Source organism: Peteryoungia wuzhouensis (assembly GCF_003205195.1).
In the GTDB taxonomy this organism is placed as follows: Bacteria; Pseudomonadota; Alphaproteobacteria; order Rhizobiales; family Rhizobiaceae; genus Allorhizobium; species Allorhizobium wuzhouense.
This window is the reverse complement of sequence record NZ_QJRY01000008.1, coordinates 76,435-88,625: the sequence shown is the minus strand read 5'-3', so window position 1 is coordinate 88,625 and position 12,191 is coordinate 76,435. Positions and strand designations below refer to the sequence as shown.

Sequence of the window (12,191 nt, the reverse complement as noted above, 5' to 3'; positions counted from 1 at the left end):
GGGATGAGATGGTGGGCGATGAGAGACTCGAACTCCCGACATCCTCGGTGTAAACGAGGCGCTCTACCAACTGAGCTAATCGCCCGTGCGCTGATCGGATCATGTCCGCCGCGTCGGTGGCCGTGATCTATGCGGATCGCGGAAATTCCGCAAGAGTTTTTCTCGGAAATTTTTCTTTTTTTGTGTTCGAGCGTTGAACGAGGTGTGGAAAACGTTTGTGAATCCCGCAAATGCGCCTGCGGCCTGGTGTCGCGAGAAGAGGGGTGTCGGATGGGGCGAGCAAGGGGCTGAGGATTAATTTCGGCCGGTCATGGTTTTGTCTTGAAACCTGCTTGACACCTCCAGATGAACCCCGTAGAGAGCCGCTCAACGACAGGGCAAGCCCAGTCGCCGGGGTTCACTTGGTCCCCTTTTTGGAAATGCGCGGGTGTAGCTNTTGGTCCCCTTTTTGGAAATGCGCGGGTGTAGCTCAGTTGGTTAGAGTGCCGGCCTGTCACGCCGGAGGTCGCGGGTTCGAGCCCCGTCACTCGCGCCATTCCAGGAATATCAGGTTTGGACCGTATCTTGCGGTCTTCGTGGGTCATCCCACGGCAATGCGCGGGTGTAGCTCAGTCGGTTAGAGTGCCGGCCTGTCACGCCGGAGGTCGCGGGTTCGAGCCCCGTCACTCGCGCCATTTCTTTCTCCGAGTAAGACGATATATGTGTCTTTGTGCGCTGCGATGCGGTTTGCACAAGACAGGGTTTTTACCCGCTGGTAAGGTGCCCTTCGGTATCGAGTGAAAAGCCTTCCGTTGGACTTGCGCTGGCTGTCCGCCTGCGCTAACCACGGCTCGTTGCAACTCTCTTTCGGCTTGTCGGCTTCGCGCTAAATGCTTTCATGGCATTCGAGACAAGCAGGGTGATATGATGACTGAACTGCTCAGTTCCTACCTTCCGATCGCCATCTTTATCGGTATTTCCCTCGTCATCGGCATCGCGCTTCTCGTGGCGCCCTTTGCCGTGGCCTACAAGGCGCCCGATTCGGAAAAGCTCTCGGCCTATGAGTGCGGCTTCAACGCGTTCGACGATGCACGCATGAAGTTCGACATCCGCTTCTATCTGGTGTCGATCCTCTTCATCATCTTCGATCTCGAAGTCGCCTTCCTGTTTCCCTGGGCCGTGTCCTTCAGTGCGGTTGGCTGGTTCGGTTTCTGGTCGATGATGGTTTTCCTTGGTGTTCTCACCATCGGCTTTATCTATGAATGGAAGAAGGGGGCGCTCGAATGGGAGTGATCCAGTCCGATACGACGATGATCGCGCCGCAGGCGAAGGGCATCATCGATCCCAATACCGGCAAGCCCATCGGCGCCGACGACCGCTTCTTCGGTGAGATCAACAATGAGCTCGCCGACAAGGGCTTTCTGGTCACCTCGACCGACGAGCTGATCAACTGGGCCCGCACCGGTTCGCTGATGTGGATGACCTTTGGTCTGGCATGCTGCGCCGTCGAGATGATGCAGCTGTCGATGCCGCGTTACGACGCCGAGCGCTTCGGCTTTGCGCCGCGCGCGAGCCCGCGCCAGTCCGACGTGATGATCGTCGCCGGCACGCTGACCAACAAGATGGCACCGGCACTCCGCAAGGTCTATGACCAGATGCCGGAGCCGCGTTACGTCATCTCGATGGGCTCCTGTGCGAATGGCGGCGGCTACTACCATTATTCCTATTCCGTCGTGCGTGGCTGTGACCGCGTCGTGCCGGTCGATATCTACGTGCCGGGCTGTCCCCCCACGGCAGAAGCTCTGCTTTACGGCGTGATGCTCCTGCAGAAGAAGATCCGGCGCACGGGTACGATCGAGCGGTAAGGCGAAGGGACGAAAAACAATGAGTGAAGCCCTGAACGAGCTCGCTTCCTACCTCGCAGAGGTTCGCGGTGCGCTGATTGCGTCGAGCGAAATCCGCTTCGGCGAGCTGACGCTGACGGCGAAGTCGGAAAACCTGATTTCGCTCCTGACCTTCCTGCGCGACGACGTCCAGTGCGGCTTCGTCAATCTGATCGACATCTGCGGCGCCGACTATCCGACGCGGGAAGATCGCTTTGACGTGGTCTATCACCTGCTGTCGCCCCGCCAGAACCTGCGCATCCGCATCAAGGTCGCAACGGGCGAGTTCAAGCCGGTTCCTTCGGCCTGCTCGGTTTATCCGGGCGCGGACTGGTTCGAGCGCGAAACCTGGGACATGTACGGCATCCTGTTTACCGATCACCCGGACCTGCGCCGCATCCTCACCGACTACGGTTTCGAGGGTCATCCGCTGCGCAAGGACTTCCCCACGACCGGTTTCGTCGAAGTTCGTTATGACGATAGTGCCAAGCGCGTCGTCTACGAGCCGGTCGAGCTCAAGCAGGAATTCCGCAATTTCGACTTCCTCTCGCCTTGGGAAGGCACGGACTACGTGCTGCCCGGCGATGAAAAAGCGAAATAGGATTTAGGCAATAGGCAGTAGCCAATAGACGAGAAGGAGCACGCAGACGACGATCAACTCCTACCAAGATCTGAAGGTGTGGCAACGCGCGATGGATCTTGCGGTGGAGAGCTATGAGGTTACCACGGACTTTCCGCGAGAAGAGGTGTATGGCCTCGTCTCGCAGATTAGGCGGGCAGCTGGTTCTGTTCCCGCCAATATCGCAGAAGGTCACGGTAGGAATGCGACGGGCTCATATGTCCAGCATTTGAAGATTGCTCAGGGTTCTCTGAAAGAGTTGGAAACGCATTTTATTCTGAGTTCCCGCCTTGGACTGGTATCGAAAGACAGAATTAAAGCTGTCATGTCCATGAGCGAAGAAGTTGGAAAAATGCTGAGATCGCTGATCCGCAGCTTGCAGGAAGAACGCAATGGTCGAACCACGTAATAAAGCCCTACTGCCTACTGCCTATTGGCTACTGGCCCAAGGCGCGGAGCGCATTGATGACTGAACACAACGTCCGCAACTTCAACATCAACTTCGGCCCGCAGCATCCGGCGGCGCACGGCGTTCTGCGCCTTGTTCTGGAACTTGACGGTGAAATCGTCGAGCGCGTCGATCCGCATATCGGCCTCCTGCATCGCGGCACCGAGAAGCTGATCGAGACCAAGACCTATCTGCAGGCGCTGCCCTATTTCGATCGTCTCGACTATGTCGCGCCGATGAACCAGGAACATGCCTATTCGCTGGCCGTCGAAAAGCTCCTCGACATCCAGATCCCGATCCGTGGTCAGTTGATCCGCGTTCTCTACTCGGAAATCGGCCGTATTCTCTCGCATCTCTTGAACGTCACCACGCAGGCCATGGACGTCGGTGCGCTGACGCCGCCGCTCTGGGGCTTTGAAGAGCGCGAGAAGCTGATGGTCTTCTATGAGCGCGCCTGCGGGGCGCGCATGCATGCCGCCTATGTTCGTCCCGGTGGTGTTCATCAGGATCTGCCGCACCAGCTGGTCGAGGATATCGGCAAGTGGTGCGACCAGTTCCCGGAAAAGCTCGATGATATCGACGCACTTCTGACCGGCAACCGCATCTTCAAGCAGCGTAACGTCGATATTGGCGTCGTCAGCCTGGATGATTGCTGGGCCTGGGGTTTCTCGGGCGTGATGGTCCGCGGTTCGGGCGCTGCCTGGGACCTGCGCAAGTCGCAGCCCTACGAATGTTACGCCGATCTCGACTTCGACATCATGGTCGGCAAGAACGGCGACTGCTACGACCGTTACCTGATCCGCATGTTCGAAATGCGGGAGTCGGTGAAGATCATGAAGCAGTGCGTCAACCGCTTGCTCGGCGATGCCAAGACCGGTCCTGTTTCGTCGCTGGACGGCAAGGTCGTTCCGCCGAAGCGTGGCGAGATGAAGCGTTCTATGGAAGGCCTCATCCACCACTTCAAGCTCTACACCGAAGGCTATCACGTGCCTGCCGGTGAGGTTTATGCCGCTGTCGAAGCCCCGAAGGGCGAGTTCGGCGTCTACCTCGTCTCCGATGGCACCAACAAGCCGTATCGCTGCAAGATCCGCGCTCCGGGTTATGCCCATCTCCAGGCCATGGACTTCATCTGCCGCGGCCATCAGCTTGCAGACGTGTCGGCAATCCTCGGTTCGCTCGACATCGTGTTCGGGGAAGTTGACCGCTGATGCTGAGAGCTTTCGCCGCCATCGTCCTCTGTCTCGCCGCTGCCACATCCGTGGTGGCGCAGGAGAGCGACGCCGTGGCGACGAAGGCAACCGTATCGATGGCCAATCTCATCGAGCAGGGGTATGAGATCAAGAGTTCGTCCTGGACCGGGGCGAAACTCTTCGTATTCCTGCAGAAAGACAATTCGGCCTATGCCTGCGAATTCGCCAATGTGACGAATACGCGGTGTGGTTCCATAAACTGAGACAAGGCGTGAGGAAGTATGTCCGTTCGTCGACTAGCCGAAGAGCAATTCCAGCCCGCAGCATTCTCCTTCAATGCGGAGAATGCCACCTGGGCTGAGGCCACCATCCGCAAATATCCGGCGGGCCGCCAGCAATCGGCGGTCATTCCGCTGTTGATGCGGGCGCAGGAGCAGGAAGGCTGGGTCACCAAGGCGGCGATCGAATATGTCGGCCAGATGCTCGACATGCCTTTCATCCGCGTCCTCGAAGTCGCGACCTTCTACACCCAGTTCCAGCTGAAGCCGATCGGCACGCGCGCCCATATCCAGGTCTGCGGCACGACGCCCTGCATGCTGCGCGGTGCGGAAGACCTGATCCACGTCTGCAAGTCGAAGATCCATCCGGAGCCCTTCGAGCGCAATGCGGAAGGCACGCTCTCCTGGGAAGAGGTCGAGTGTCAGGGCGCCTGCGTCAACGCGCCGATGGTCATGATCTTCAAGGACGCCTATGAAGACCTGACGCCGACCCAGCTCGAGCACATCATCGATCGTTTTGCCGCAGGGCGTGGTTCCGACATCAAGCCGGGCCCGCAGGTCGATCGCATTTATTCGGCCCCGGTCGGTGGCCCGACGACGCTCACCGACGACATTCAGCCGATCCGTTTCAACGATGCGCCGGCACCGGCCAAGGCCGAAGAGACCTCCGTTCCGCCGGCGAATGCTGCAAAGCCCGTCACGGATGCGCCGGAAACCGACAAGTCGCTGAAGACGCCGGCGACCGCGAAGAAGGCCGCAGCCGAAAACGTCAAGCAGAAGGGCGACAACGCCGATACCGCACGTCCGGTGGAAAAGGCAGCCGCTCAGGCGCCGGCCCCGGTCATGGACGAGAAGAACCGCCCCGCCGGCATCGAGCGTCCGGAAACGCCCGACGATTTGAAGATGATCTCCGGCGTTGGTCCGAAGATCGAAGCGACGTTGAACGGTCTTGGCATCTACAAGTTCGAGCAGGTCGCCAAGTGGAAGAAGGCGGAGCGCGAGTGGGTCGACACCTACCTCAAGTTCTCCGGCCGCATCGAGCGGGACGACTGGGTCAAGCAGGCCAAGGCGCTCGCCAAGGGCGGCGAAGCGGAATACATCAAGGTCTTCGGCAAGAAGCCGCGCTGAGAGGTTAGGTTATGTTGAGAGATCAAGATCGCATCTTCACCAATATTTACGGCCTCAAGGACAAGTCCCTGAAGGGCGCGATGTCGCGCGGCCATTGGGATGGCACCAAGCAGATCCTCGAAAAGGGTCGTGACTGGATCATCAACGAGATGAAGGCCTCCGGTCTTCGTGGTCGCGGCGGTGCAGGCTTCCCGACCGGTCTCAAGTGGTCCTTCATGCCGAAGGAATCGGATGGCCGTCCGCACTACCTCGTCGTCAATGCCGATGAGTCCGAGCCCGGCACCTGCAAGGACCGCGAGATCATGCGTCATGATCCGCACACCCTGATCGAAGGCTGCGTCATCGCCTCCTTCGCCATGGGCGCGCATCATGCCTTCATCTATGTCCGCGGCGAATTCATGCGCGAGCGCGAAGCCCTGCAGGCCGCGATCGACGAGTGCTACGACTACGGTCTGCTCGGCAAGAACAACAAGCTCGGCTACGACATCGACATCGTCGTACATCACGGCGCCGGCGCGTATATCTGCGGCGAAGAAACCGCACTTCTGGAAAGCCTTGAAGGCAAGAAGGGCCAGCCGCGTCTGAAGCCGCCGTTCCCGGCCAATATGGGTCTCTACGGCTGCCCGACCACGGTCAACAACGTCGAATCGATTGCCGTTGCCCCGACCATCCTGCGTCGCGGTGCATCCTGGTATTCGAGCTTCGGTCGCCCGAACAATGCCGGCACCAAGCTGTTTTCGATCTCGGGTCACGTCAACAAGCCGTGCACGGTTGAAGACGCCATGTCGATCACCTTCCAGGAGCTGATTGAAAAGCACTGTGGCGGCATTCGTGGCGGCTGGGACAACCTGCTCGCCGTCATCCCGGGCGGTTCTTCGGTCCCGTGCGTACCGGGCGCCCAGATGAAGGACGCCATCATGGACTATGACGGTCTGCGCGAGCTGGGCTCCGGCCTCGGCACCGCAGCTGTGATCGTCATGGACAAGTCGACCGATATCGTGAAGGCGATCTGGCGCCTCTCGGCTTTCTACAAGCATGAGAGCTGCGGCCAGTGCACGCCGTGCCGCGAAGGCACGGGCTGGATGATGCGCGTGATGGAACGCATGGTGAAGGGCAATGCCCAGAAGCGTGAAATCGACATGCTCTTCCAGGTAACGAAGCAGGTCGAAGGCCACACGATCTGTGCGCTCGGTGATGCAGCCGCATGGCCGATCCAGGGCCTGATCAAGCATTTCCGTCCGGAAATGGAAAAGCGCATCGACCAGTACACCCGCAACGCGATCGCCCATGGGGTGGTCATGGAAGCGGCAGAGTAAGGGACAAAAGGCAATGACAAGCTCTTCGGACAAGGGCGGGAAAAAGGGGCCGGACGACGCGGCATCCGAATCTCGTGGGTCCGAAGGTCTGGAAGGCCTGATGACCAATCCGGCGGCCGCCATGGCCGCCGCCACCGCTTTCGGCTTCGGCATGGCGGCGCAGATGAGCAAGCTCTTCCTCGGCTCTATTCAAGGGGCCATGGATTTGACCGGCCAGATTGCGCGGCAGCTGGAGGAGGAACGCAAGGCGGCGGAGGCGAAGCCGGCAGCTGAGCCTGAGACCAAGGTCGAGGCGCCGGTTATGAAGGTTGAGCCAGCGCCAGTTCCGGCGAAGGTGAAGGCGGAAAAGCCGGTCGCGCCGAAGGTGAAGGCCAAGGCGGAAGCGCCGGTAAAACCGGTTGCCGCCAAGGTTGAAAAGCCGAAGCCGGCACCTAAGGCAAAGACGGTAGCGAAACCTGCGGCCGCACCGAAGGGCAAGGCGAAGCCAGCGCCGAAGGTCGAGGTCGAGGTCGCCGCGCCGGCACCGAAGCCGAAAAGGGCTGCCGGCAAGGCCGACGACCTGAAGAAGATCGACGGCATCGGGCCGAAGGTCGAACAGATGCTGAAGGGCAGGGGGATTACCCGCTTCCAGGCTCTGGCTGATATGGACGAGAAGGCGCTGTCCGCGCTGGACACGGAATTGGGTCTCGACGGCCGGGTGCTGCGGGACGACTGGGCAGGCCAGGCGCGCCGGTTGGCGGGCGGCAAGGCTCGGTCAGGCAGTTGAGTTTATTGTCCGGCCGCGCGGGGGCGATGCGTCGGACTTGAGGGATAAAACCGGCGGCTTTCATCCGGTGCGGACGAAGGCTGTCAGTCGGGGCAGAGATGCCACGGCAGGATGCGCGGAAGCGTGAGGCAGGAAGGCGAATATGGCTAAGCTGAAGATCGACGGCAAAGAGATCGAGGTTCCGGATCATTTCACGCTGTTGCAGGCGTGTGAGGAAGCAGGGGCCGAGGTTCCGCGCTTTTGTTTCCATGAACGGCTGTCGGTCGCCGGCAATTGCCGCATGTGCCTTGTCGAGGTGAAGGGTGGCCCGCCGAAGCCGGCAGCCTCCTGCGCCATGGGCGTGCGCGACATCCGTGGCGGCCCGAACGGCGAACTGCCGGAAGTCTACACCAACACGCCGATGGTCAAGAAGGCCCGCGAAGGCGTGATGGAATTCCTGCTGATCAACCACCCGCTGGATTGCCCGATCTGCGACCAGGGCGGCGAATGCGACCTGCAAGACCAAGCCATGGCCTTCGGGATCGATAGCTCGCGCTACACCGAAAACAAGCGCGCCGTCGAAGACAAGTATATCGGCCCGCTGGTCAAGACCGTGATGAACCGCTGCATCCACTGCACGCGCTGCGTCCGCTTCACCACCGAAGTCGCCGGCATTGCCGAACTCGGCCTGATCGGCCGCGGCGAGGATGCGGAGATCACCACCTATCTCGAGCAGGCCATGACCTCCGAGCTGCAGGGCAACGTCGTCGACCTCTGCCCGGTCGGCGCGCTGACCTCCAAGCCCTTCGCCTTCACGGCCCGTCCGTGGGAACTGAACAAGACCGAATCTGTTGACGTCATGGACGCGCTGGGTTCGGCCATCCGCGTCGACACCCGTGGCCGCGAAGTCATGCGCATCATGCCGCGCGTCAACGAGCAGATCAACGAAGAGTGGATCTCCGACAAGAGCCGCTTCGTCTGGGATGGCCTGAAGACGCAGCGCCTCGACCGCCCCTACGTCAAGAAGGATGGTCGCCTGCAGCCTGCGACCTGGGCGGAAGCCTTTGCCGCGATCAAGTCGGCTGTTGCCTCGACCTCGGCCGACAAGATCGGCGCCGTCGCCGGTGACCTCGCGTCGGTTGAAGAAATCTTCGCGCTGAAGTCGCTGATCAACGCGCTGGGATCTGGCAATACCGACTGTCGCCAGGATGGGACGGCACTTGATCCGTCGCTCGGTCGCTCGACCTACCTCTTCAACACCTCCATCGAAGGCATCGAAGCCGCCGATGCGATCCTCATCGTCGGCGCCAACCCGCGTTACGAAGCGGCCGTCCTGAATGCCCGCATCCGCAAGCGCTGGCGCCGTGGAGGCCTGCCGATCGCGGTGATCGGCGAAGGCGGCGAACTGCGCTATCCCTATGAGTATCTGGGTGCAGGCACGGAGACGCTCGCCGACCTCGTTTCCGGCAAGAACAGCTTCGCCGAAACGCTGAAGGCTGCGAAGAACCCGCTTGTTATCATCGGCCAGGGTGCCCTCGCGGGCGCCGACGGCAAGGCTGTCCTCGCGAACGCCGCAAAGCTCGCCCAGGACGTCGGTGCGCTCACCGACGAATGGAATGGCTTCTCGGTTCTGCACACGGCGGCAGGTCGCGTCGGTGCGCTCGACCTCGGCTTCGTTCCGGGCGAAGGTGCCGTAAGCGCCGTCCAGATGCTATCGTCGCTCGACGTGGTCTTCTTGCTCGGCGCGGACGAACTCGACTTTACCGCGAAGACCGCCAAGTGCGTCGTCTATATCGGCAGCCACGGTGACAACGGCGCCCATCATGCCGACGTCATCCTGCCGGGCGCGACCTACACCGAGAAGTCCGGTACCTGGGTCAACACCGAAGGCCGCGTTCAGATGGGCAACCGCGCCGGTTTCGCGCCGGGCGAGGCCCGCGAAGACTGGGCGATCCTGCGTGCACTTTCCGACGTGCTCGGCAAGAAACTGCCGTTTGATTCGCTGTCGCAACTGCGTGCCAAGCTCTATGAAGCCTACCCGCATTTTGCCGACATCGATGAGGTTGCACCGGGCTCTGTGGCCGATATTGCTGCACTGGCGAAAAAACCCGGTAAGATGGGTAAGTCTCTGTTTGCGTCGCCGGTCAAAGACTTCTATTTGACGAACCCGATCGCGCGCGCTTCGGCCGTCATGGCCGAGTGCTCCGCATTGGCCCGCAACAATTTCAAGGCAGCGGCAGAGTAAGGGCAGGGGACCATGGACAATTTCGTTTCCACCTATGTGTGGCCGGCGGCCATCATGATCGGGCAGTCGCTGCTTCTGCTCGTCTGCCTGCTCGTCTTCATCGCTTACATCCTGCTGGCCGACCGCAAGATCTGGGCAGCCGTCCAGCTGCGCCGCGGTCCGAACGTCGTCGGCCCTTGGGGGCTGTTCCAGTCCTTCGCCGATCTTTTGAAGTTCGTCTTTAAGGAGCCGGTGATCCCGGCCGGCGCCAACAAGGGCGTCTTCCTGCTCGCCCCTCTGGTCGCGGTGACGCTGGCGCTCGCCACCTGGGCCGTCATTCCGGTCAGCTCCGGATGGGTGATTGCTAACATCAATGTCGGCATCCTCTTCGTCTTTGCGGTGTCCTCGCTCGAAGTCTACGGCATCATCATGGGTGGCTGGGCTTCGAACTCGAAATACCCCTTCCTGGGTGCCCTTCGTTCTGCAGCGCAGATGGTGTCCTACGAAGTCTCGATGGGCTTCATCATCGTCACCGTGCTGCTCTGCGTCGGTTCGCTGAACCTGTCCGACATCGTCATGGCGCAGACCGATGGTCTCGGCACGCGTCTCGGGCTGCCGGCCTCCTTCCTCGACTGGCACTGGCTGGCGCTCTTCCCGATGTTCGTGATCTTCTTCATCTCGGCATTGGCTGAAACCAACCGCCCGCCCTTCGATCTTCCGGAAGCGGAATCCGAACTCGTCGCCGGCTTCATGGTCGAATACGGCTCCACGCCCTACATGATGTTCATGCTCGGCGAGTATGCGGCAATCGTTCTGATGTGCTCGCTGACCACCATCCTCTTCCTTGGAGGCTGGCTGCCGCCGGTCGATATCGCGATCCTCAACTGGGTCCCAGGTATCATCTGGTTCATCCTCAAGGCGTGCTTGGTCTTCTTCATGTTCGCCATGGTGAAGGCCTTCGTTCCGCGCTACCGCTACGACCAATTGATGCGCCTTGGCTGGAAGGTCTTCCTTCCGCTGTCGCTCGCCATGGTCGTCATTACCGCATTCGTGCTGAAGCTGATGGGTTGGGCATGATCATGCCCGCCCGGATGTTTCGCTGATTAGGAGAACAAGATGGCTGCTCTCACCCAGGCTATCAATTCGCTCTTCCTGAAGGAATTCGTCGGCGCGTTTTTCCTGTCGATGCGCTATTTCTTCAAGCAGAAGGCCACGATCAACTACCCCTTCGAAAAGGGCCCGGTATCGCCGCGTTTCCGCGGCGAGCACGCACTGCGCCGCTATCCGAACGGCGAAGAGCGCTGCATTGCCTGCAAGCTCTGCGAGGCGATCTGTCCTGCCCAGGCCATCACCATCGAGGCTGGCCCGCGCCGCAACGACGGCACCCGCCGCACGGTGCGTTACGACATCGACATGGTGAAGTGTATCTATTGCGGCTTCTGCCAGGAAGCCTGCCCGGTTGACGCGATCGTCGAGGGGCCGAACTTCGAGTTCGCCACCGAGACCCGCGAAGAGCTCTATTTCGACAAGGCTCGCCTGCTCGACAATGGCGACCGCTGGGAACGCGAAATCGCGCGCAACATCGCGATGGACGCACCCTACCGCTGATCCGTCCGGGTCACGTCCTGGCGGGCATTCGGCTTCGCCAGGTCAATTGAAGTTTTGTAACGGGCATGCCGGTGGGGATACCGGCCATGCCTTATCGGGCGACGGGGCAGGGCCCACGTCCGGGGGAAGATGAAAAGGCACCACCATGGGTCTTCAGGCTCTCTTTTTCTATCTCTTCGCCTTTATCGCCGTGGCTTCGGCCTTCATGGTGATCTCGGCACGGAACCCGGTCCATTCGGTCCTGTTCCTGATTTTGACCTTTATCAACGCATCCGGCCTTCTGCTTCTCACCGGAGCTGAATTCCTGGCGATGATCCTTCTCGTCGTCTATGTCGGCGCCGTGGCGGTTCTCTTCCTCTTCGTCGTGATGATGCTCGACATCGACTTCACCGAACTGCGGGCAGGGGCGGCCAAGCATGCGCCGATCGCCGCGCTGATCGGTCTGGTGGTGGCGATTGAGCTGATCGTCGTCATCGGCGGCAGCGCGATCAGCCCCGAGGCCAAGCTGGCGATCACCCAGCCGATCCCGGCCGTGGTCGAGCGCCAGAACACCCAGGCGCTGGGTGACGTGCTCTACACGGATTATGTCTTCTTCTTCCAGATCGCGGGCCTCGTCCTGTTCGTCGCCATGATCGGCGCGATCGTGCTGACGCTGCGTCACCGCACCAACATCAAGCGCCAGGATATTTCGGCCCAGGTTGCCCGCACGCCCGAGACTGCCGTCAAGGTGGTCAAGGTCAAGTCGGGCCAGGGCATCTGAAGCGAGCACGAGG

At 60.7% G+C, this 12,191-nt stretch carries 13 protein-coding genes and 3 tRNA genes; 15 read left to right on the top strand and 1 reads right to left on the bottom strand.

The window, feature by feature from the left end; translation table 11 throughout:
• Positions 1–9: 9 nt before the first annotated feature.
• Positions 10–85, bottom strand: a tRNA-Val gene (locus tag DMY87_RS19835).
• A 373-nt stretch (positions 86–458) separates the two neighbouring features.
• Between DMY87_RS19835 and DMY87_RS19830 the strand changes: the two genes are divergently transcribed.
• The 15 genes from DMY87_RS19830 (at position 459) to DMY87_RS19760 (ending at position 12,178) form a co-directional block, all read left to right on the top strand.
• Positions 459–535, top strand: a tRNA-Asp gene (locus DMY87_RS19830).
• A gap of 62 nt (positions 536–597) precedes the next feature.
• Positions 598–674, top strand: a tRNA-Asp gene (locus tag DMY87_RS19825).
• A 232-nt stretch (positions 675–906) separates the two neighbouring features.
• Positions 907–1,272 carry an NADH-quinone oxidoreductase subunit A gene (locus tag DMY87_RS19820; RefSeq protein ID WP_062277786.1) on the top strand — a complete coding sequence of 122 codons (366 nt, stop codon included), beginning with the start codon at positions 907–909 and terminating at the stop codon, positions 1,270–1,272.
• A complete protein-coding gene (locus DMY87_RS19815) occupies positions 1,263–1,844 on the top strand; it encodes a NuoB/complex I 20 kDa subunit family protein (protein WP_054150616.1) in 582 nt (193 codons plus the stop codon). The genes DMY87_RS19820 and DMY87_RS19815 overlap by 10 nt, the downstream gene beginning before the upstream one ends.
• Before the next feature lie 19 nt (positions 1,845–1,863).
• On the top strand, positions 1,864–2,463 hold the full coding sequence (locus DMY87_RS19810) for an NADH-quinone oxidoreductase subunit C (RefSeq protein ID WP_110793363.1): 600 nt from the start codon (positions 1,864–1,866) through the stop codon (positions 2,461–2,463).
• 52 nt (positions 2,464–2,515) lie between these two features.
• Positions 2,516–2,890, top strand: coding sequence for a four helix bundle protein (locus DMY87_RS19805; protein ID WP_280953048.1), 375 nt, complete (start codon positions 2,516–2,518; stop codon positions 2,888–2,890).
• A gap of 56 nt (positions 2,891–2,946) precedes the next feature.
• Positions 2,947–4,137: an NADH-quinone oxidoreductase subunit D gene (locus DMY87_RS19800; protein WP_110793361.1), complete on the top strand. Its 1,191-nt coding sequence runs from the start codon at positions 2,947–2,949 to the stop codon at positions 4,135–4,137.
• Positions 4,137–4,382, top strand: coding sequence for a hypothetical protein (locus DMY87_RS19795; protein WP_110793360.1), 246 nt, complete (start codon positions 4,137–4,139; stop codon positions 4,380–4,382). The genes DMY87_RS19800 and DMY87_RS19795 overlap by 1 nt, the downstream gene beginning before the upstream one ends.
• An 18-nt stretch (positions 4,383–4,400) precedes the next feature.
• The gene (locus DMY87_RS19790; RefSeq protein WP_110793359.1) at positions 4,401–5,525 is read left to right on the top strand and encodes an NADH-quinone oxidoreductase subunit E; all 1,125 of its coding nucleotides are present in this window, start codon (positions 4,401–4,403) and stop codon (positions 5,523–5,525) included.
• Positions 5,526–5,536: 11 nt separating this feature from the next.
• On the top strand, positions 5,537–6,841 hold the full coding sequence (gene nuoF, locus DMY87_RS19785) for an NADH-quinone oxidoreductase subunit NuoF (protein WP_110793358.1): 1,305 nt from the start codon (positions 5,537–5,539) through the stop codon (positions 6,839–6,841).
• A gap of 100 nt (positions 6,842–6,941) precedes the next feature.
• Positions 6,942–7,607 carry a 5' DNA nuclease gene (locus DMY87_RS24270; protein WP_165826365.1) on the top strand — a complete coding sequence of 222 codons (666 nt, stop codon included), beginning with the start codon at positions 6,942–6,944 and terminating at the stop codon, positions 7,605–7,607.
• Positions 7,608–7,749: 142 nt separating this feature from the next.
• On the top strand, positions 7,750–9,831 hold the full coding sequence (gene nuoG, locus DMY87_RS19775; protein ID WP_110793357.1) for an NADH-quinone oxidoreductase subunit NuoG: 2,082 nt from the start codon (positions 7,750–7,752) through the stop codon (positions 9,829–9,831).
• 12 nt (positions 9,832–9,843) lie between these two features.
• Positions 9,844–10,887, top strand: coding sequence for an NADH-quinone oxidoreductase subunit NuoH (gene nuoH / locus DMY87_RS19770; protein WP_110793356.1), 1,044 nt, complete (start codon positions 9,844–9,846; stop codon positions 10,885–10,887).
• A gap of 39 nt (positions 10,888–10,926) precedes the next feature.
• A complete protein-coding gene (gene nuoI, locus DMY87_RS19765) occupies positions 10,927–11,418 on the top strand; it encodes an NADH-quinone oxidoreductase subunit NuoI (RefSeq protein WP_110793355.1) in 492 nt (163 codons plus the stop codon).
• A gap of 145 nt (positions 11,419–11,563) precedes the next feature.
• Positions 11,564–12,178 carry an NADH-quinone oxidoreductase subunit J gene (locus DMY87_RS19760; protein ID WP_110793354.1) on the top strand — a complete coding sequence of 205 codons (615 nt, stop codon included), beginning with the start codon at positions 11,564–11,566 and terminating at the stop codon, positions 12,176–12,178.
• Positions 12,179–12,191: the final 13 nt, after the last annotated feature.